Below are 19,157 nucleotides of genomic sequence, written 5' to 3' on the forward strand. Positions count from 1 at the left end.
TTCCGGCGTTACGCGGCGTAGAAAGCGTGGAGGCGGTCGGCGAGGTCACGGGCGTCGGCGTTGTTGCGGCGGCGCTCGGCCTCCTCCTGGAGGGGCCGCATCCGGTCCTTGACGCGCTCGGACTTGATGCCCTCGGCGCAGTCGATGGCCTTGCCGCCGACCTTGGAACCGTGGTCGAGGTCGCCGTCCAGCAGGTGGTTCGTGGCCAGCGCGCTCAGCATGAAGGTCTTGGAGCGGGCCATTTCGTCGTCGTAGGAGTCGACGGCCCTGGTCAGCGCCGGGATCGCGAACTTCGTGTGCTCGGCGTTCTTCTGCGCGAGGACGGTGTGGACGGTGCCGACCATGGCGTAGACGTCGGTCTCGGTGAAGAACTTCACCCACGACTCGGCTTCGGCCAGGTTGGCGCGCTCGAACTCGTCCTTGCTCCGGCCGAGCAGCTTCACCGCCTGCTCCTCGTTGCCCATCATCGCGTAGGCCCAGGCCTCGTTCGCGCAGAGCACGGAGACCGCCAGCTCGGAGCCGGACTCCTGGGCGGCGATCTGGCCGAGCTGGAACAGCTTCAGCGCGTCGTTCGGGGCGTCCTGGTGCAGGTAGACGCGGCCCATGCGGTACAGCACGTTGGCCACCAGCGGGTGGTTGTCACCCTGCTTGGCCAGGTCCAGCGCGTTCGCGAAGTGGCCGCGGGCGGAGTCCATCAGCCCGGTGTCGAACGAGGTCCAGCCGGCCAGCGAGTGCAGGTCGGCGAGCGCGACGTACAGCCGGTTCTTGACCACGTCGGTGCCGTTGGACTCGAGCATCTGCTGTCCCCAGGACAGCTGCGCCACGACGGCGTCGCGGCAGAACCCGCCGCCGTACTGGTAGTCCAGGGCGCGCAGGGCGCGTGTCGCGGCTTCCACCTGGCGCACGTCGGTCATGCCGATGCGCCCGGGAGCCGGCGTCCGCGCCGGTCCCGCCGACCACGTGCCCGATTCCGGACCGAACACCGCCGCACCCATCGTGACCTGGGCGGCGTGCGCGAGGAACCTCCGTCGCTTCACGGACTCGTCCTCCTCAGCCTGCTGGCCGTCGGCGGAGCCGACGACGCGTATCGCCGTGGCCTCGTCGTAGGCGAGGCCCATGTATCCACGTTGGACACCCAGGCCGTCGGCGATCCGCGTGAGGACGTCGTAGGCCATGACCTGGCGACCCTTGAGGATCTCCGACACCTCGGACTGGGACTGGCCGGTCATCGCGGCGATCTGGCGCTGCGAGACACCGTGCTTGCGAAGGAGCCGGTAGACGGAGCTGATCTCGCGGCTGGCGAGAGCAGCTCTCATCTCGGGCTGCTCCCACGCGTCAGCGGGAACGGCGTGGCTCTGCCGGGCTTCGGCACCGCCACCGTTACTGGCGTCCATCGCGCCCCCTCCACTGTCCGGTCGGGCGTCTGTGAAACAGCGTAAGCAAAGCTGTCGAACCATGTGAACCGAGCGGTCGACGCCCCTGATCGGCCCGGGCGAAGTCCGTTGACCGCTTACCGTGGAACCGAGTCCGGTCACCGCTATGACGCCATTTCGACCTTCTATCGCACCCGGTTTCACCTCACTGTAGTTGTCAGATCTCCGTCACCGCCCGAACACCGGTAGCGATCACGGAGAGCTACGAAAACCGCAGCGTTGTGCAAGGTGCGATGTTGCAGAAGGCAGTTCGAAGAGGACGACAGAGCGGAGAAGGGCGTGGAGTTCGTGGACTCGTTCGCAGGGGGACATGCCGGTACGGCCACTCGCGCCGTGCGGCCGGTGGTCTCTCCCATCTCCGCCGTCCGTCCGGTCACCCCCGCCGCCGCGGTGGACCCCCGCACCGCGGCCGTCCGCCACTACGAAGGCGGACAGCTCGTGTGGCGGGTGCAGTGCGGAGACCTCATCGAGCGCGAACGCGCGGTGACGGTCTTCGTCGAGGACAACCAGGTGGTACTGGTCTCGCCCCCCGGCGAGACCGCGCGGTTGACGTCCGGCCAGCTCGGACAGCTGCGCGCCGCGCTCAACGAAGCCGCCAAGATGGCGGAAAGGTAACGGTGAGCTGATCATGGATCAGGTACTCGGGCAGGTCCTCCGCAATGCGGTCTGGGAGCGCCTCGACATGCTGACCGACCTGGCGAACCGCGCCGACGCCCAGTCGCTCGTCTCGGTCGCGCGCTCCGAACTCCCCCGCCTCACCGAGGCGTGGCGCGCGATGCTGAAGATGCACGAGCCCGACGAGCGCGGCGACTGCCCCACCTGCTCGACCCGGTGGCACCGCTGCAAGGCGCCGTGCTCGGTCTGGCAGGTCGCGCACGAGCACCTGGTGGCCGGCGGGCTCGCCCCGCAGCAGGCCCCGGCGGCCCGCGGGCTGCAGGGCCGGCGCACGAGCCCGGTGCCGACGCAGGGTCGTCCGGTTCCCGCCCCCAGCCCGGCCGAGACCACCGGGCGGCACGCCCTGGTGAACCCGCGTCGCGCGGTCACGGCCTGATCCACCCCTAGTCCGGCGAGCGCGGCCGACCGATCGCCCCATCGGACCCGCGCCAGCTCTCGCCTCGGCCGAGGACTGTTTCGCCCGCACCCCCGAGCAGCGCGAACCAGTCCTCGGCCAACCCCCTGGCCGTCATCGCGATTAATCGAAAAAAATACGCGTTAGGCCTAGCCCGGGCGGTAATCGCCCGCTAGATTGATCATCAAGCACAGCGTGATCACCTCGTTGGTCCGCTGCGCGCCCCGCCCCGTACGTGCGGCCCCGAATTCCGCGGGCCGGTGCCGTTGCACTCCCCTCCCCCGACCGGCACCGGCCCGCGGTTCCACGTCCAGGTGCCTACCGGACCGCCTTCACCCGCAGGACCAGCACCGCGGCCAGCAGCGTCGCGACGGCCGAAGCGGCGAAGAGTCCCGAATAGCCGCCGAGGTACGCGAGCACGAGCGGTGTCAGCAGCGGGGCCACCACCTGCGGCAGCGAATTCGCGATGTTGATGACACCCAGGTCCTTCGCGCGGTCCTGCGCCGTCGGCAGCACCTGCGTCAGCATCGCGAGCGCGACGGCCATGTACGCACCGAAACCGACACCCAGCAGCGGGGACGCGGCGAGCGCGACCGGCCAGCTCTGCCAGATCACCAGCAGCAAAGCGGCCAACGCCATCACACCGGAGGCCGCAAGGACGTACGGCTTACGCCGTCCGGACTTGTCGGAGAAGTGCCCGGCGAGCACCGCGCCGATGACGAGCGCGACGCCGTACAGCCCCATCATGATCAACAGGCCCGTGTCGGGGTCTTCGTAGTGCACCGCGTCCTTGAGGAAGAACAGCAAGTAGAGCGTGCCGAACGCGTTGCCGAGGTTGATCATGAAGTGGCACGACCAGGCCCACGCGAAGTCCGGGTGCCGCCGCGGCGAGACCCAGAGGTTGCGCAGCACCTCACCGGCCGCCGACGACGGGCGGTGCTCGACCGGCAGCCGCGCGTCCGGCGTCCGGAGCACGAAGAAAGCGGCTCCGACCAGGACGATCCCCGCGCAGACCGCGTAGGCGAGCGGTAGCCCGGCGATGCCGAGCATCACGACGACGACCACCGCGCCCAGCACCGTGCCGAGCATCTGCGCGATGCCGACGAGCCCGCCGACCTGCGCGCGCTGCCCGACCGGGACGCGGTCGGCGATGGCCGACATCAGGGTGGCGAGCATGCCGTTGAGCCCGGCCTGCACCAGGCACCAGCCGGTGATCAGCAACCCGACGTCCGGCGCGAACGCCAGCACCAGCAGCCCGACCGCGGCGACGATCGCGCCGACGACCGTCCACGGGTGGCGGCGGCCGAACCGCGAGCACGTCCGGTCCGACAGCAGCCCGACCGCCGGGTTGACGATCAGCGCCACGACCGCGCCGGCCCCCATCACGATGCCGAGCACGAACTCCTTGTTGACCTGGTCGAGCATCTCGGCCTGCTGCGGCAGCAGCACCTGGATCGGGGCGTAGATCCCCAGCCAGAGCGCGATGTTCGCGAAGAACAGCAGGCTCATCCAGCCCGGCCGCACCCGCACGACCGGCTCGGCGAGGGCTTCCGGCAGGGCCGTGGCCTCGGTCGTCTCACTACTCATCCCGCACCAGCTTCCGGTACCAGTGGAACGAGTCCTTCGGCGTGCGCCGCAGGGTCTCGTAGTCGACGTGCACCAGGCCGAAGCGTGGCGCGTAGCCCTTGGACCATTCGAAATTGTCCATCAGGGACCAGCAGAAGTACCCCCGGACGTCGACCCCGGCGTCCATCGCCTCGCGCACCGCGACGAGGTGGCTGTGCAGGAAGTCGATCCGCTCGGGGTCGTGCACGGCGCCGTCCTCGGCGACGACGTCGGCGAAACTGCAGCCGTTCTCGGTGATCTGGATCGGCGGCAGCTTGTCGCGGTAGCGCCGGTGGAAGTCCAGCAGCAGCTCGCGCAGCGCGTGCGGGACGATCGGCGAGTCGTTGGTCGTCATCGGGTAGCCCTCGATCGGGCGCAGGTCGAACGGCAGCGGGTTGCCCGGGCTGGGCGCCGCAACGCCTTGTGGCTCGTAGTAGTTGACGCCGTAGAAGTCGAGCGGCTGGGCGATGGTCGGCAGGTCGTCGGCGAACCCGGCGGGGAGGTGCTCGTGGAGCTGTTCGGGGTAGGTGCCGAGCAGGACGGGATCCGCGAAAAGCCGATTGAGCAGCGCGTCGAGCCACTCGGCGGCCGCGTCGTCCTCCACACTGTCGGCGACGGGCCAGATCGGCGAGTGGTTGTTGGCCGTGCCGATGTTCGTGGCACCGGCCGCCCGCAGCGCCTGGACGGCGAGACCGTGCGCGAGGTTCTGGTGGTGCGCGGTCGGAATGGCGTCGAGCAGGAGGGTCTGACCGGGTGCGTACTCGCCGATCGCGTAACCGAAGATCGACATGACCATCGGCTCGTTCAGCGGAATCCACAGCTTCACCCGATCGGCGAAACGTTCTCCGAGAATGTGGGCGTACTCGGCGAAGCGCTCAGCGGTACCACGGGTGAGCCAGCCGCCCTCGTCTTCGACGGCTTGCGGGGTGTCCCAGTGGTAGAGCGTGACGGCGGGTGCGATGCCGGCTTCGCACACGGCGTCGATCAGCTTGTCGTAGAACCCGAGACCCTCGGAGTTGGGCGCGCCCTTCCCGTCGGGCTGGATGCGGGGCCAGGCGATGGACATCCGGTAGGCGCCGACGCCGAGTTCCGCCATCAGCGCGATGTCTTCGGGGTAGCGGTGGTAGTGGTCGGCGGCTACTTTGGCTTCTTCACCACGGGCGATCTTGCCCTCGGTCGCGGTGAACGTGTCCCAGATGGACGGTCCGCGCCCACCTTCGGTGGTGGCGCCTTCGATCTGGAACGCCGAGGTCGAGACACCCCAAAGGAAGTCGGGCGGGAAGTTCGGGTTCTGCACCGGCTGCTGACCCCTTCGTCAGGCCACCCGCATGGGTGAACATGAAAAGTTCTCATATACTAGGTCTTCACTCGTCCGTGGGGAAGCCCGTCGGCGCGATAAAGTCCCAGATCAGACGAGGAGGAGTGCCGTGTCCGACATCCAGGCCGCGAAGGTGCCGGCAGAAGCGACCCCCCTACGCCGGCAGCCGGTCCAGCAACGTAGCGCGAAACGGGTCGAGCAGATGCTCGACGCGAGCGCGGCGCTGATCGACGAGCTCGGCTACGACGCGCTGACGACCACCCTGATCGCCAAACGAGCAGGGGTCGCCGTCGGTTCGCTGTACCAGTTCTTCCCCGACAAGCGCGCCGTCGTGCAAGCGCTTACCGCCCGCAACCTCGAACGCTTCGTCGGCGCGGTCAACGACCGCCTCAAGCAGCTGGGCCCCGAGCACTGGTGGGACGTCGTGGACTCGATCCTCGACATCTACCTGGAGATGCACCGCTCGGTCCCGGGCTTTTCGAAGGTCCACTTCGGCGACATCATCGACCGCCAGCTGCTCGACGAGACCCGCGACAACAACGCGGTGATCGTCGATTCCCTGACGGACCTCCTGGCTTCCCAGGTCGACCGCCCGGTGGAGGACCTCCGCTTCGCGATCGGCATCGCCAACGAAGTCGCGGACGCCCTGCTGAAGCTGGCGTTCCGCAAGGAGCCGAGCGGCGACGAGAAGATCGTGGCGGAGGCGAAGTACGTGGTGAAGGGCTACCTGGCGGCGCGGTTCGGGGAGAAGCAGGCGTAGTTGTCCCCAGAAGTTGTCCACAGGCTTCCCCAGTTGTGGACAACCCTGGGGCCTGGTCTGCTTTCGGCCGGGTTTGTCCGGGGGCGCCGATAGACTGGACCTGGGGACGCCCCCCTGGGAGTGGCGGGGGCTGCTTTCCGGGCGGGGCCTGGTGGACGCAGGTTTTGCCGGTGGTTCCGGGGCGGGGATCTTGGTGGGCGATCGAGTCTCGTCGGCTTCTGCTCGCGAGTCCGACGATCGACCCGCGGGCGCCTCTTGCCCACCGCCCGATGGGGCTAGCCCGAAAGCCGCGGAGCTGGTGCTGTGGGCCGCGGTCGATCCGGGGATGCACGCCGGCCGGTTGGGCAGCCGGATTCGCCCGTCCGGGGTTGGGGACAAAACCGAGGCCGGGGCCGAAGTCGGTGTTCGGCCCCACGGACGCGGTACCCGGGTCGCCGGGTCCGCGTGCGTTGGTCAGCCGAAGTTCTGGTGCTCGCCCCGGTACGTCGGGACCGTGCGCTCCACTCGGTCGCCCATCACCAGGTGGTAGTGCGTGAAACGCTCGGCCAGCTCGCCCGCCTTCGCGTGCCGGAGCCAGACGCGGTCGCCCAGCTGCAGGGTTCGGGCCGCGCGGCCGGTCACCGGGGACTGGACCTCGCCCGCGCCTTCGAAACCGAGGAACTTCAGGCCCGTCGGCAGGTACGGCGTCGGCTGGCGAGATGGGCCCGTCGGGCCGGAGGCGATGTAGCCGCCGGAATACAGCGTGGCGATCTTGCGGGTCGGGCGGCGGACCACCGGTAGCGCGAACAGCGCCGCCGGGCGGGGCTTGAAGCGGGTGTACGCGTCGAAGAGGGTCGGGCCGATCAGGCCCGAGCCGGCCGCGATCTCCGTGACCACCGCGTCCGCGCCCGTCGACTCGATGCTGCCCGTGCCGCCGCCGTTGACGAACTCCAGGTTCGTCACCTCGCGGACCGCGCGGACCGCGGCGCCGCGGCGGCGGGCCAGTTCGGCCGCCGATCGGCGTTGCATCCAGCCGACCACCAGCTGGTTGACGCGGCGGCCCGCGGCGTCGCCGAGGCCGGCGATCTGGCCTTCGTACGCCATGACGCCGACCAGGTTGAAGCCCGGGCGGGCCACGACCTGGCGGGCGAACGTCGAAGCCTGCTTCGGCGTGAAAATCGGGGACCGCCGGGTGCCGACGTGGATTCCGGGCACCGGGCGCCACGACGCGTCGAGCTCCAGGCAGACCCGGATTTCCGGGTGGCCGTGGCCGAGGGCGGCGTCCACCAGGTCCAGGTGCTCGGGCGAGTCGACCATGATCGTGATCGACGCGCGGGCCTTGTCGGAAGCGGCCAGGCGGCGGAGGGCGTCGTGGTCCGCGGTCGGGTACGCGACGACGACGTCGTCGGTCGTGCCCTGCTCGACGTGCCAGATGGCCTCGGCCAGTGAGTAGCACATCAGGCCTTCGAAGCCCGGCATCGCGAGAACACGCTCGAGCAGTGCCCGGCAGCGGACCGACTTGCTCACCACGCGGATCGGCTTGCCGGCCGCGCGCCGGTGGAGGTCGTCGGCGTTCGCGTCGAAGGCAGCCAAGTCGACGACGGCCAAGGGTGGATCGAGGTCCTTGGTCGCCAAGTCGTACACCGTCGCACTGGTCACGAGGTCTAAAGTACGACAACAAAGCTTGAAACGCGAATACTGTTCACATACTGTCTCGGACATTCGACCGATGGAGGGGGCGCGCATGACCCGGTGGACCAACTGGGCGGGCACGGCGTCCGCCTCACCGCAGCACGTTCACCAGCCGCGGAGCACGGCTGAGATCGCGGGGACCGTCGCGAGCATCGCCGCGGCCGGCCGGACCGTGCGCCCCTGGGGCAGCGGCCACTCGTTCACCGCGATCGCCGTCGCCGACTCCGACGCGCTCGACCTGCGCGGCTGGACCGGCATCGAGCGGGCCGACCTCGAAACCGGGCACGTCACCGTCCGCGCGGGCACCACGATCAAGCAGCTGAACGCCGCGCTCGACACCCTCGGGCTCGCCATGACCAACCTCGGCGACATCGACGCGCAGACCATCGCCGGCGCGATTTCGACCGGCACGCACGGCACCGGCGCCCGCCTCGGCGGCATCGCCACCCAGATCGTGGCGCTCGAGCTCGTCCTGGGCGACGGCTCGGTCGTCACCTGCTCGGCCGACGAGCGCCCGGACCTCTTCTCCGCCGCCCGCGTCGGCCTCGGCGCGCTCGGCGTCATCACCACCGTGACGCTGAAGTGCGAGCCGTCGTTCGTGCTGCGCGCGCAGGAACGCCCGGAGCCGCTGGAGCAGGTCCTCGAAGGGTTTGACGACTTCGCCGCGGACAACGAGCACTTCGAGTTCTACTGGTTCCCCTACGGCAAGAACGCACTGGTCAAGCGCAACAACCGCTGCGAAACGGCGGAGCCGTTGAGCCGGGTCCGCCAGTTCGTCGACTACGAGATCATGGAGAACGTCGCGTTCGGCGGGCTCTGCCGGACGGGCCGGCTGATGCCGCGGCTCGTGCCGTCGCTCAACAGCTTCGCGTCGAACATGCTCTCCGCGCGCGAGTACAGCGACCTCTCGCACCGCGTTTTCGTCACCGCGCGCAACGTCCGGTTCACCGAGACGGAATACGCGGTTCCACGTGAATCAGTGCACGAAGTCCTCGCCGAGCTGCGCGCGCTGGTGCCGAAGCTGCGGGACCCGGTGATGTTCCCGGTCGAGGTCCGCGTCGCGGCCGCCGACGACATCTGGCTCTCGACCGCGCAGGGGCGCGACTCGGCCTACATCGCGATCCACCAGTTCACCGGCATGCCGTACCGCGAGTACTTCGGCGCGTTCGAGAAGATCGCCGGAGCGGTCGGCGGCCGCCCGCACTGGGGCAAGATGCACGACCTCGACGCCGGCGTCCTCCGCTCGCGCTACCCGCACTTCGACGACTTCCTGCGCGTGCGCAAGGAAACCGACCCGAGCGGCGTCTTCACCAACACCTATCTGGATCGCGTTCTCGGACCCGTCGGCTAGAAGAGCGCGGACTGTCACAAACCGCGCTGTTTCAGCGACTCACTGGAGGCCTACGCCGAAGGTGAGGACAAATGCCGAAGAAGTCGCTGACACACGAATCGATGACGTGGCTGTTCGAGGCGAAGTCGGCAGACGGGGTTCCAGTCCCTGCATCGGTCCTGTCCGAGTGGGCCCGGTACACACGGACCATGATCATTGCCCGCAACCGGCACGGCGCATTAGAAATCACCAGCCTCCTGGTCACAGCGACGATACCCGCGTGCGCAGCCTTCGATACCGAAGGTCATTGGATCGCGTTGCTTGGTTCAATCGCGATCATTCTCAACGGCGGGCGTCAGCTCTTCGGATGGAAGGAAAGCTGGGTCAATCGGAAGCGCGTCCGGCACTCCATCGAACGCGAAGTTGCACTTTTCACTGTCGGGGCAGGCAGCTACGGGACACCGAATGCCTCAAGAGTTCTGGTCGAATCTATCGCTGAAATCTGCGCCGAGGAGCGCGCAGACTGGCATGCACGCAAGATGGCCTACGAAGGTCGGTCCGCGTCTGACTCCCGCCTTGATACGAAGCAATGACCGTCGGTTAGAAGAGCGCCGACACCGATTCGCCGTTGTGGATGCGGCGGATCGCTTCGGCCATGGCCGGGGCGATCGAGAGGATCTTCAGCTTTTCGGTGCGGTCCTCCTCCGGGACCGGGACGGTGTTGGTGCAGACGATCTCCAGCACCTCCGGCCGGTCGCCGATGCGCTCGATGGCCTTGGCCGCGAACAGACCGTGGGTGCAGGCGACGCGGATCGAACGCGGCTGCAGCTCGGCGAGCCTGTCGAGCAGTTCCAGCACCGTGCTGCCCTTGGCGATCTCATCGTCGAGGACGATCACGTCGCGGCCGGTGATCTCGCCGATCACCGAGGTGATCTGGACGCGATCGTCGGGGAAACGCTCCTTCGCGCCGGCCGCGACCTGGACGCCGAGGAGCCGCGCGAAGTGCGATGCCTCCTTCGCGTTGCCCAGGTCGGGCGAGACGACGGTGGTGCGCGAAAGGTCGTACTGCCGGAAGTGCTTGGCCAGCTCCTGCAGCGCGTGCAGGTGGTCGACGGGGACGCTGAAGAACCCGTGCACCTGCGGCGAGTGCAGGGTCATCGCGAGCACGCGGTTCGCGCCGGCCGCCACCAGCAGGTCAGCGACCAGGCGGCCGCCGATGGAGATGCGCGGCGCGTCCTTCTTGTCCGAGCGCGCGTACGAGTAGTGCGGCATCACGGCGGTGATCCGGGACGCCGAGGCGCCGCGCGCGGCGTCGAGCATCAGCAGCAGTTCGACGAGGTGTTCCTGCACCGGGCGCACGAGCGGCTGGATGATGAAGACGTCCCGCTCGCGGCAGTTCGCCTGCAGCTGGACGCCGAGGCAGTCGTTCGCGAAGCGCTCGATCTCGACGGGCCGCAGCGGCACGCCGAGCTGCTCGCAGATCTCTTCGGCCAGCTCGGGGTGCGCGCTGCCGCTGAAGACGGCGATTTCTCTGGATTCTTCGTTCACAGTGCTGAAATCGCCTCGTCGATCGCGGTCTCGCCCGAAATCAGTTCCAGGGTGCGGCGCGCGGTCGCGGGGGCATCGAGCAGCGCGACGAGCATCGCGGCGACGTCGTCGCGCGGCACCGGGCCGCGGCCGGTCTTGGCGGCCAGCAGGACCAGGCCGGTGCCGGGGTCGTCGGTCAGCGCGCCTGGCCGCAGGATCGTCCAGTCGAGGTCGCGGGCCTTGAGGTCGTCTTCGGCCGCGCGCTTGGCGCGCAGGTAGACGCGGAAGTCCTCGGTGGCGTCGGGGTTCTCCGGGTTGTCGGCGCCCATGGAGCCGACCTGGATGTGACGCCGCACACCGGCCTGCAGGGCCGCGTCGGCGAACAGGGCCGCGGCGCCGCGGTCCACAGTGTCCTTGCGCGCGGACCCGCTGCCCGGGCCGGCGCCCGCGGCGAACACCGCGGCGTCGGCGCCCTTCAGCACCTCGGCGACCGTGTCCACATCGGAGTTCTCCAGGTCGAGCACGACGGCCTGGGCACCGGCGGCTTCGAGGTCCGCCGTGTGGGCGGGATTCCGGATGATCCCGACCCCTTCGTCACCTCGTGCGGCAAGCAGCCGCTCGAGCCGCAACGCGATCTGACCGTGTCCACCAGCAATGACGACTCGCATGCCACCGACCCTAGTAGGGATCGATCAAGACCGTCAGTCGAGTTCGGCGGGGGCTTCCGCGGTGCGGAGCAGGTGGTCGTAGACGATCTCGTTCACCAGGCGGGAAACCGGGTCTTCCGCCAGCACGACGCGCTCGGTGCGGCCCTCGAGGTCGAGGTCGACGACCGAGTTCGGGTCGGCGGTGACGATCCCGAGGCCGTACGCGCGGGCCCGCGGCAGGCAGTTGCCGACGTAGTCCTCGGTCAGCACGGCCGGCGACGGCAGCACCATCGCGGCCTCGCCGTAGCGGGCGAACGGAACCGCGGAGGCCATCGCGGTGCGCCAGTGGCGCGCGACGGCCAGGACGCCGATGATCTCGGCGGCCGGGGCGGGGGCGGTTCCGGCCAGCTCCGGCCAGGTCCAGGTGTCGACAGTGGCCCGATCGGCCACCGGGCCGGCACCCATCGCGATGCGTTCGGCGTGCACGTCGGTGCGAAGCTTGGCGACCACGCAGACCTTGCGGCCCAGGATCGTGATCTCGGGAAGGACGACGCCGTTCCAGCCCAGCTGGGCCGCGGCGGCGCGGGCGAGTTCGTCGACGCTCGCGGGGAGCTCGATCGGCGGCACCACCCGGCTCGGCATCGACCGGCTGCGCTTCGCGCCACCGGCGACCGTCGAGCGATCGGTGTTCTGAGGTGTAGCCGCCACGTGTCCGCCTCCTTCTGAACTGCACCGCGTCGTGACCGGTGAAACCGGCACCTCACTTGTCTAACAGCGCGGCGGCGCGGCGTCGCCGGGTAGTGCGAGTGGCTGCGATCGGCGGCGCCCAGCGGTCGATGACCGGTCGGTAGGCGGTCATGGGACTTCGGTCGAACGGTGCGGCCAACCGAGTGATCGCGAGGTGAGTGGCACTACCGTCCGCCCGCGAACGACTACCCAGGGCGCGAATCCGGACGTCGGGACCACCTTCGCCCGACTAGCCCGTTCGGCGCAACCCAGGGAGAATCCACAGTGGACGCAGGGCGCTGAGCTGCGGTTGTCCGCCGTCACCCACACGGCGGTGAGCTACGCCGCAGCGGCCGGGCGCGCCCGCGACTAAAGTTACCGATCAGTCACTTAGTCGTCGCCGTGGAGGACCGATGCGCTCCCCGAAGGACTTCTTCGCCCCGCTCGCCCTGGGCGCGCCCGCCCCCGTACGGGAGATCCCGGTGACGCCGTCCCGGATGATCCACTTCTTCGACCCGAGCAACGAGAAGATGGCCGCGAAGGCGCCGGACATCGCGAAAAAGGTCGATGTCCTGCTCGGAAACCTCGAAGACGCCGTGCGCGCCGACCGCAAGGAGGCCGCGCGCGCCGGGCTCGTCGCCATCGCCAAGGCCAACGACTTCGGGAAGACGCAGCTGTGGACCCGGGTCAACAGCCTGGACTCGCCGTGGGTGCTCGACGACCTGGTGACGCTCGTCACCGAGATCGGCGACAAGCTCGACGTGATCATGGTGCCGAAGGTCGAGGGCGCGCAGGACATCCACTACGTCGACCGGCTGCTGGCCCAGCTCGAAGCGCGCGCCGGGCTGACGAAGCCGTTGCTGGTGCACGCGATCCTCGAGACGGCGAGCGGGGTGGCCAATGTGGAGGAGATCGCCGGCGCGAGCCCGCGGATGCAGGGCATCTCGCTCGGCCCGGCCGACCTGGCCGCGAGCCGCCGGATGAAGACCACCCGCGTCGGCGGCGGCCACCCGGGCTATCTGGTGCGCACCGATCCCACCGGGGACGACCTGAACGAAGGCCGGACGACGTACCAGCAGGACCTCTGGCACTACACGGTCGCGCGGATGGTCGACGCGTGCGCGATGCACGGGATCCTGCCGTACTACGGGCCGTTCGGGGACATCCGCGACGTCGTCGCGTGCGAGGACCAGTTCCGGAACGCGTTCCTGCTCGGCTGCGTCGGCGCGTGGAGCCTGCACCCCGTGCAGATCGACATCGCGAAGAAGGTGTTCTCGCCCGCACCGTCCGATGTGGCCTGGGCGCGCAAGGTGATCGCCGAGATGGGCGACGGCACCGGCGCGGTGATGATCGACGGGAAGATGCAGGACGACGCGTCGGTGAAGCAGTGCCGCGTGGTCGCCGAACTGGCCGACGCCCTCGCGGCGGACGACCCCGAACTCGCGGCCGCCTACGACGCCGCCACCAAGGAGATCCTCGGATGACCGAGTTGAAGCCGAGACGCTCTGTCCTCTACATGCCCGGCGCCAACGAACGCGCGCTGGAGAAGGCCAAGACCATCCCGGCGGACGCGCTGATCCTCGACCTCGAGGACGCCGTCGCGCCGGACGCCAAGGAAGCCGCGCGCGAACGCGTCTGCGCGGCGGTGGGGAACTACGGCGAACGGGAAGTCACGATCCGCGTCAACGGCCTCGACACCGAGTGGCACGACGCCGACCTGCGCGCGGCCGCGTCCGCCGGGCCGGCCGCGGTGGTCGTGCCGAAGGTGAACTCGGCGTCCGAAGTGCACAACATCGAGCGCGCGCTGGAGCTGGGCGGCGCCCCGGACCACACGAAGATCTGGGCGATGGTCGAGACGCCCGTCGCGATGCTGCACGCCGAGGAGATCGCGGCCGCGTCCGACCGGCTGACCGTGCTGGTGATGGGCACGAACGACCTCGCCAAGGAGCTGCACGCGGAGTTCGTCCCGGGCCGCGGCCCGCTGCTGGGCGGGCTCTCGCTGTGCCTGCTGGCCGCGCGCGCGACCGGCAAGGTGATCCTCGACGGCGTCTACAACGACGTGAAGGACCTTTCCGGGTTCGAAGAGGAGTGCGTCCAGGGCCGTCAGTACGGCTTCGACGGCAAGACGCTCATCCACCCGTCCCAGGTGGAGCCGTGCAACCGGGTCTTCGCACCGTCCGAAGAGGAGATCGACCGGTCGCGCCGGATCATCGAGGCCTTCGAGAAGGCCGGCAGCGGCGTGGTCACGGTGGACGGCCGGATGATCGAGAACCTGCACGTCGACAACGCGCGCCGGGTGCTCGCGCTCGCCGAGGCGGTCAAGGCCTGACGCGAATGTCGGTGTTCAGAAGTAAAGTGACGCCATGGCCACCAGACAGCCGCTGAAGACGATCCGGATCGAGGGTTTCACCTCGATCCGGTCGGCGACCGTCGCACTCGGTCGGCTCAACGTCCTCGTGGGGGCCAACGGCGCCGGGAAGAGCAACTTCGTCCAGGCGCTCGAGCTCCTCGGCCGGATCGTGGAAAGCGAGCTAGGCCTCTTCGTCGGCCTGAACGGCGGGGCATCGGCTTTGCTCAACACCGACGATGCGGCGCTCATCCACCTCGAGCTGGACGCTCAACCGAACTCCTATGAAGCGAAGCTGGTCCCGGCGGCCGACGACGAGCTGATCTTCGAAAAGGAGACCGTCTTCTTCCAGGCCGAAGGGTATGACCGCCCCTACGGCGAGCCGCTGGGCGGCGGTCACCGGGAAACCCGGCTGGGCCGGGAGGCCGAGCTGCGTCCCGGGCGGGTCGCAGCGCACGTGATCGAGCTGCTCAAGGGCTGCAAGGTCTTCCACTTTCACGACACCAGTGCCGACGCGCCGGTGAAGCGGCTGGTATCGACCGCGGACAACATCACACTGCGCAAAGACGCCGGAAACCTCGCGGCGTACCTGTTCAGGTTGCAGGGCAGCGCGGATCGCGCCGAACAGGCCGCCTACCGCCGGATCGTCAAGACGATCCAGCTGGTCGCACCGTTCTTCCGGGAATTCGTACTGCAACCCGACAGCAACGAGCGGATCCTGCTGCGCTGGCAACAGCAGGACTCGGACGCCGTTTTCTCCGCCAACCAGATGTCGGACGGCACGCTGCGATTCGTCTGCCTCGCGACGTTGCTGCTGCAACCGGAGTTGCCTGCGTTGGTCGTGCTGGACGAACCGGAACTGGGCCTGCACCCCTTCGCGATCGTGCAGCTCGCCGGCCTTCTCCGCCAGGCCTCGGCGCGCAGCCAGGTGTTGATCGCCACCCAGTCCGTGACGCTCATGAACCAGTTCGAGGTCGAAGACCTCATCGTGGTCGAACGGCGAGCCGGCGCTTCCGAGTTCACCCGGCCGGATCTCGCGGCGCTGACAGAATGGCTCGACGAGTATTCGCTGGGCGAGCTGTGGGAGAAGAATCTTCTCGGCGGCCGTCCCGGCCGGGAGGAACCCGCCGAAGCATGACGCGTGACTATCGGCGGCTGCACATCCTGGTCGAGGGGCAGACCGAAGAAATAGTCGTCAACAACGTCCTCGAGCCGTACTTGCGAGGTCGTGGCTGGACGGTGAGCCAGTCGATCGTCGTGACGAAACGGTCGGCGAGCGGTTCGACCCACCGCGGTGGGGTGAGCCATTGGGCCAAGGTCGAACGCGAGATCCGCCTGCTGCTGCGCAACACGGACCTACAAGTGCTCACGACCCTGTTCGACTTCTACGCGTTTCCGGACGACGCGCCCGGGATGGCTTCACGTCCCGCAGCAGATCCATACAAGCGGGTCGAACACGTGGAGAAGGCGATCTTTGCGCAGATCGGCGATCCCCGCCTCGTCCCCCACCTCATCCTGCACGAACTCGAAACCTGGGTCTTCGCGGCTGCCGAACAACTCGGATGGCTGTTTCCCGACCCGGGGCTGGCGGAGCGGCTGAAGGCTGATGTCCTGAACGCGGGCGGACCGGAACTGGTCAACGATCACCCGTCGACGGCGCCGTCCAAACGACTGGCGTCCTACTGCGGAACTTACTCGAAGACGAACGATGGTCCGCTGGCCATCGCGGACCTCGGCATCGATTCGCTTCGCGCGCAATGCCCGCACCTGGACAAGTGGCTCACGACCTTGGACGACGTCAAGGCCTGACCTCCGGTGGCCGGGCTACCCCGTGGCCCGGCCACCGGAGGGGTTCACTTCGGCAGGGTGTCCGTCCACTCGGCACCGATTTCGAACGTCGAGCCCTCGGCCGCCTGGGCGATTGCGCCGTCCGCGGTCACGTACATCGAGGTGTGGTTCACGCGGCCGGTCGCCGGGTCGACGACGAGCAGTGCGCTGCCTCCCGGGCCCGGCACCTGCAGGCCCTGCCCACCCGGCACCGGGCCGACCGCGCGCACGCCCGGGTACGCGGCGATCGCCCGGAACGACGCCGCCCGGACCGCCGGGGGCGCCGGCAGCGTGGACACGAGCGAGATCAGGCCTTCGAGCACCGCCTCCTTCCGCTGGTCCGCGGTCAGCGGGCCGGCGCTCGTCCGGATGTCGCTGTGGGCCACCAGGTTCGCGATCCAGTCCCGCAAGACCGCCGGCTCGGCGGGAAGCTTCTGGATCTGGTTCATGGTCACCGGGGCACCGCCCAGGCTGAAGGGCGTCGGCAGGCCCCACGGAATGACCTTGCCGCCGGACTTGGCGCCGCGGAACCACGCCCGCCCATCGGCGTTGGTCCAGCTCTCGTAGGTGAAGTCCCCGGAAGTCGTCCTGACGTGCCAATAGGTGCCGGTGCCCGCCGGGGCCTTCGCGGCGACCGTGGCCGCCGCGAGCAGGACCTCCTGGCCGGTGACGGCGACCGGCGCCGCGGCCTGCGGGGCCGGCGCCGGGGTCGGAGCCGGGGTTCCGGGCACGGTCGCCACCACGACGGCGGCCGCGGCCGCGACGGCGACCAGTCCGGTGCCGATCGCGAGCGGGCGGACGTGCCGTCGACGGCGGCCGGTGAGCATGTGGTTCTGCAGCCGGTGCCGGCTGCGTTCGACGACGTCCTGGGCGGGCTCGTCGGGGGTCAGCGCCGCACGCAGCGTCTGCAGGTCATTCATCGCGCGCCTCCTGGGCGAGTACGGGGGTGAGCTTCTTGCGGGCGCGGCTGAGCCGGGAGCCGACCGTGCCCGGGGAGATGCCGAGGGCCTCGGCGACTTCCGCGTAGCCGAGGTCGGCCAGTGCCACGAGCAGCAGGACGTCACGCTCCCCCGCGGTCAGCCGTGACAACGCTTTTCCCAGCCGGCCGGCGTCGAGGACGCGGTTTTCGTGGCCCTCGGCGGGCCGCGGTGTCTCCAGCCGCGCGAGCGCGCGGTAGTGCCGGGCCTCCTTGCGGCGGTGCCGGGACACGAGGTTCGTCGCGATGCCGAACAGCCAGGCACGCAGGTCGCCGCGGGTGGCGTCGAACGTCTTCCGGCGGTCGAAGGCGACGAGGAACGTCTCGGCGGCGACGTCCTCCGCGACCTGGGCCCCGAGGCGCCCGGCGACGTACCGGTAGATGGCTGCGAAGTGGCGGTCGTGCACCTCGGTGAACAGCTCGGTGCCGAGCACCGGGGCCGCCGTCATGTGGCTGCCTCTGTCATGGAGATCCTTCCCGTCGGCGACAGTTTCACCACCACTTCGCCGCGGGCCCGCATCTTCTTCCCTCTTTTATCCGACCGGCCACGGACGCTGCGGCGGGCGGAGGCTCTCGTACGCCGCGGCGGCGCGCAGGACGCCGACGTCGTCGAACCGGCGGCCGCTGATCTGGAGGCCGATCGGGCGGCCGTCGTCGGTGTAACCGCAGTTCACGGACACCGCGGGCTGGCCGGACATGTTGTAGGGCACGGTGAACCCGATGTGCTCGAACGGCCGGGCCGGGTCGTTCGTCGGGGACGCCCACTCCGCGGGCGGCGCCGCGACCGGGCAGGTCGGCGAGAGCACCACGTCGAACGACGAGGTCGCGCGCAGGGTCGCGACGCTGATCGTGTCGATCTGCGCGAAGCCGCGGTAGACCTCCACCCCGGACAGGTTCGCGCCGCCCGCCGCCCACTCCGCGATGTAGGGCAGCACCTTCGCGCGCCGGTCGAGCGGCAACGATGTCATGTCCGCCCAGGCGCGGGTGCGCCAGAACGTGTCCAGGCCGCTGAGCATCTCGCGGGTGAGGAACGGCCCGACGGGCTCGACGACCGCGCCCGCGGCCTCGAACGCGCGGGCCGCGGCGGTGACGGCGTCCCGGGTGGCCGGGTCGACCGGGAGACCGGGGCCGGAGTCGAGCTGCAGGCCGACACGCAGGCCTTCGAGCGAACCCTCCAGCGAAGACCACGGCAGGTCGGCGGGAGGCAGGCTCAGGTGGTCACGCGGATCGGGCGCGGACAGGACGCTCATCAGCAACGCCGTGTCGGCGACCGTTCGGGTCATCGGCCCGGCGACGCGGCCGAGGAACGGCGGGTCGACCGGCACCCGGCCGAAGCTCGGCTTCAGCCCGACCAGCCCGCACCAGCCCGCGGGCAACCGGATCGAGCCGCCGATGTCGGTGCCGACGTGCAGCGGGCCGTACCCCGCGGCGCCCGCCGCACCGGCGCCCGCACTCGATCCGCCGGGAGAAGCGGACGGCTGCCACGGGTTCCGGGCCGTCGTGTGGAAGCTCGAGAGGCCGGACGTCAGCATCCCGTAGTCCGGCATGGTCGTTTTGGCCAGCAGGACACCGCCGGACTCGCGGATCCGCGCGGCCGCCGGGGCGTCTTCGGCCGCCGGGACCAGGGCGGTCGCCGCCGTGCCCAGCGGGACCGGGGTGCCGCGGGTCGCGATGTTCTCCTTGAGCGTCAGCGGGACGCCGTCGATCGGGCCCAGCGGTTCGCCCGCGTGCCAACGCGCTTCGGCGCCCTTCGCGTCGTCACGCGCGGCCGACGGGTCGTACGCGTACAACGCGTGGAGCTCGGGTTCCCGCGCCTCGATGCGCGCCAGGACGGCTTCGGTCACCTCGACCGGCGAGAGCGTCTTCGCGCGGTACTGCGCGACGAGTTCGACGGCGGTCAGGTCGGGCAGCTCGGTCATGA

The 19,157-nt window shown here is 69.6% G+C and carries 19 protein-coding genes; 9 read left to right on the forward strand and 10 right to left on the reverse strand.

Features of this window, described 5'->3' with window-relative positions; genetic code table 11:
* Positions 1-8: 8 nt before the first annotated feature.
* Entirely contained in the window at positions 9-1,394 is a 1,386-nt protein-coding gene (locus tag ACIOD2_RS20825; protein WP_400540173.1) for a tetratricopeptide repeat protein, read from the reverse strand.
* A gap of 318 nt (positions 1,395-1,712) precedes the next feature.
* Here ACIOD2_RS20825 and ACIOD2_RS20830 point away from each other — a divergent pair, with 318 nt between their 5' ends.
* A complete protein-coding gene (locus ACIOD2_RS20830; RefSeq protein WP_323325419.1) occupies positions 1,713-2,048 on the forward strand; it encodes a hypothetical protein in 336 nt (111 codons plus the stop codon).
* A gap of 13 nt (positions 2,049-2,061) precedes the next feature.
* Entirely contained in the window at positions 2,062-2,484 is a 423-nt protein-coding gene (locus ACIOD2_RS20835) for a hypothetical protein (RefSeq protein WP_323325417.1), read from the forward strand.
* Between the two features lie 336 nt (positions 2,485-2,820).
* On the opposite strand, the gene ACIOD2_RS20840 is transcribed toward ACIOD2_RS20835, so the two are convergent.
* Together ACIOD2_RS20840 and ACIOD2_RS20845 are read right to left on the reverse strand one after the other, a co-directional pair.
* Positions 2,821-4,089 carry an MFS transporter gene (locus ACIOD2_RS20840; RefSeq protein ID WP_400540175.1) on the reverse strand — a complete coding sequence of 423 codons (1,269 nt, stop codon included), beginning with the start codon at positions 4,087-4,089 and terminating at the stop codon, positions 2,821-2,823.
* Complete coding sequence (locus ACIOD2_RS20845; protein ID WP_400540177.1) at positions 4,082-5,404, reverse strand: GH1 family beta-glucosidase; 1,323 nt, start codon at positions 5,402-5,404, stop codon at positions 4,082-4,084. The genes ACIOD2_RS20840 and ACIOD2_RS20845 overlap by 8 nt, the downstream gene beginning before the upstream one ends.
* Before the next feature lie 130 nt (positions 5,405-5,534).
* Here ACIOD2_RS20845 and ACIOD2_RS20850 point away from each other — a divergent pair, with 130 nt between their 5' ends.
* Entirely contained in the window at positions 5,535-6,185 is a 651-nt protein-coding gene (locus ACIOD2_RS20850; RefSeq protein WP_400540179.1) for a TetR/AcrR family transcriptional regulator, read from the forward strand.
* 453 nt (positions 6,186-6,638) lie between these two features.
* Here the strand turns inward: ACIOD2_RS20850 and ACIOD2_RS20855 are convergent, their stop codons facing one another.
* The gene (locus ACIOD2_RS20855; protein WP_400540181.1) at positions 6,639-7,823 is read right to left on the reverse strand and encodes an amino acid deaminase/aldolase; all 1,185 of its coding nucleotides are present in this window, start codon (positions 7,821-7,823) and stop codon (positions 6,639-6,641) included.
* Between the two features lie 85 nt (positions 7,824-7,908).
* Between ACIOD2_RS20855 and ACIOD2_RS20860 the strand changes: the two genes are divergently transcribed.
* The gene (locus ACIOD2_RS20860; protein ID WP_400540183.1) at positions 7,909-9,207 is read left to right on the forward strand and encodes a D-arabinono-1,4-lactone oxidase; all 1,299 of its coding nucleotides are present in this window, start codon (positions 7,909-7,911) and stop codon (positions 9,205-9,207) included.
* 71 nt (positions 9,208-9,278) lie between these two features.
* Positions 9,279-9,779 (forward strand): DUF4231 domain-containing protein, encoded by a 501-nt coding sequence (locus ACIOD2_RS20865; RefSeq protein ID WP_400540185.1) that lies wholly within the window; start codon positions 9,279-9,281, stop codon positions 9,777-9,779.
* A 7-nt stretch (positions 9,780-9,786) separates the two neighbouring features.
* Here the strand turns inward: ACIOD2_RS20865 and ACIOD2_RS20870 are convergent, their stop codons facing one another.
* From ACIOD2_RS20870 to ACIOD2_RS20880, 3 genes are read right to left on the reverse strand one after another with little or no spacing between them, the layout of a single operon-like run.
* Positions 9,787-10,734, reverse strand: a complete 948-nt coding sequence (locus tag ACIOD2_RS20870; protein ID WP_400540187.1) for a ribose-phosphate diphosphokinase — start codon at positions 10,732-10,734, stop codon at positions 9,787-9,789.
* Complete coding sequence (locus tag ACIOD2_RS20875) at positions 10,731-11,381, reverse strand: NAD(P)H-binding protein (protein ID WP_400540189.1); 651 nt, start codon at positions 11,379-11,381, stop codon at positions 10,731-10,733. Before ACIOD2_RS20875 ends, ACIOD2_RS20870 begins: the two co-directional genes overlap by 4 nt.
* A 33-nt stretch (positions 11,382-11,414) precedes the next feature.
* Positions 11,415-12,068 carry a hypothetical protein gene (locus ACIOD2_RS20880; protein WP_323325402.1) on the reverse strand — a complete coding sequence of 218 codons (654 nt, stop codon included), beginning with the start codon at positions 12,066-12,068 and terminating at the stop codon, positions 11,415-11,417.
* Positions 12,069-12,499: 431 nt separating this feature from the next.
* Here ACIOD2_RS20880 and ACIOD2_RS20885 point away from each other — a divergent pair, with 431 nt between their 5' ends.
* The 4 genes from ACIOD2_RS20885 to ACIOD2_RS20900 all read left to right on the forward strand — a co-directional run bounded on the left by ACIOD2_RS20885 (position 12,500) and on the right by ACIOD2_RS20900 (position 16,242).
* Positions 12,500-13,570, forward strand: coding sequence for an HpcH/HpaI aldolase/citrate lyase family protein (locus ACIOD2_RS20885; protein ID WP_400540192.1), 1,071 nt, complete (start codon positions 12,500-12,502; stop codon positions 13,568-13,570).
* Positions 13,567-14,415: an HpcH/HpaI aldolase/citrate lyase family protein gene (locus ACIOD2_RS20890; RefSeq protein ID WP_400540194.1), complete on the forward strand. Its 849-nt coding sequence runs from the start codon at positions 13,567-13,569 to the stop codon at positions 14,413-14,415. The genes ACIOD2_RS20885 and ACIOD2_RS20890 overlap by 4 nt, the downstream gene beginning before the upstream one ends.
* A 127-nt stretch (positions 14,416-14,542) precedes the next feature.
* Positions 14,543-15,571, forward strand: coding sequence for an AAA family ATPase (locus ACIOD2_RS20895; protein ID WP_400540196.1), 1,029 nt, complete (start codon positions 14,543-14,545; stop codon positions 15,569-15,571).
* On the forward strand, positions 15,568-16,242 hold the full coding sequence (locus tag ACIOD2_RS20900; RefSeq protein WP_400540198.1) for a DUF4276 family protein: 675 nt from the start codon (positions 15,568-15,570) through the stop codon (positions 16,240-16,242). The genes ACIOD2_RS20895 and ACIOD2_RS20900 overlap by 4 nt, the downstream gene beginning before the upstream one ends.
* Before the next feature lie 44 nt (positions 16,243-16,286).
* Here ACIOD2_RS20900 and ACIOD2_RS20905 read toward each other — a convergent pair whose 3' ends face one another.
* From ACIOD2_RS20905 to ACIOD2_RS20915, 3 genes are all read right to left on the reverse strand, one after another.
* A complete protein-coding gene (locus ACIOD2_RS20905; protein ID WP_400540200.1) occupies positions 16,287-17,180 on the reverse strand; it encodes a CU044_5270 family protein in 894 nt (297 codons plus the stop codon).
* Positions 17,173-17,685, reverse strand: coding sequence for an RNA polymerase sigma factor (locus ACIOD2_RS20910; protein ID WP_392770592.1), 513 nt, complete (start codon positions 17,683-17,685; stop codon positions 17,173-17,175). The genes ACIOD2_RS20905 and ACIOD2_RS20910 overlap by 8 nt, the downstream gene beginning before the upstream one ends.
* A gap of 84 nt (positions 17,686-17,769) precedes the next feature.
* Entirely contained in the window at positions 17,770-19,155 is a 1,386-nt protein-coding gene (locus ACIOD2_RS20915) for an amidase (RefSeq protein WP_400540202.1), read from the reverse strand.
* Between the last annotated feature and the right edge of the window lie 2 nt (positions 19,156-19,157).

Source organism: Amycolatopsis sp. NPDC088138 (assembly GCF_044741685.1).
Taxonomy (GTDB): domain Bacteria; phylum Actinomycetota; class Actinomycetes; order Mycobacteriales; family Pseudonocardiaceae; genus Amycolatopsis.

Excerpts from the sequence above, each read along its gene's own strand:
- ACIOD2_RS20825 (WP_400540173.1), bottom strand. The coding sequence starts at position 1,394 with ATGGACGCCAGTAACGGTGGCGGTGCCGAAGCCCGGCAGAGCCACGCC.
- ACIOD2_RS20835 (WP_323325417.1), top strand. The coding sequence starts at position 2,062 with ATGGATCAGGTACTCGGGCAGGTCCTCCGCAATGCGGTCTGGGAGCGC.
- ACIOD2_RS20840 (WP_400540175.1), bottom strand. The coding sequence starts at position 4,089 with ATGAGTAGTGAGACGACCGAGGCCACGGCCCTGCCGGAAGCCCTCGCC.
- ACIOD2_RS20860 (WP_400540183.1), top strand. The coding sequence starts at position 7,909 with ATGACCCGGTGGACCAACTGGGCGGGCACGGCGTCCGCCTCACCGCAG.
- ACIOD2_RS20865 (WP_400540185.1), top strand. The coding sequence starts at position 9,279 with ATGCCGAAGAAGTCGCTGACACACGAATCGATGACGTGGCTGTTCGAG.
- ACIOD2_RS20875 (WP_400540189.1), bottom strand. The coding sequence starts at position 11,381 with ATGCGAGTCGTCATTGCTGGTGGACACGGTCAGATCGCGTTGCGGCTC.
- ACIOD2_RS20885 (WP_400540192.1), top strand. The coding sequence starts at position 12,500 with ATGCGCTCCCCGAAGGACTTCTTCGCCCCGCTCGCCCTGGGCGCGCCC.
- ACIOD2_RS20890 (WP_400540194.1), top strand. The coding sequence starts at position 13,567 with ATGACCGAGTTGAAGCCGAGACGCTCTGTCCTCTACATGCCCGGCGCC.
- ACIOD2_RS20900 (WP_400540198.1), top strand. The coding sequence starts at position 15,568 with ATGACGCGTGACTATCGGCGGCTGCACATCCTGGTCGAGGGGCAGACC.
- ACIOD2_RS20905 (WP_400540200.1), bottom strand. The coding sequence starts at position 17,180 with ATGAATGACCTGCAGACGCTGCGTGCGGCGCTGACCCCCGACGAGCCC.
- ACIOD2_RS20910 (WP_392770592.1), bottom strand. The coding sequence starts at position 17,685 with ATGACGGCGGCCCCGGTGCTCGGCACCGAGCTGTTCACCGAGGTGCAC.
- ACIOD2_RS20915 (WP_400540202.1), bottom strand. The coding sequence starts at position 19,155 with ATGACCGAGCTGCCCGACCTGACCGCCGTCGAACTCGTCGCGCAGTAC.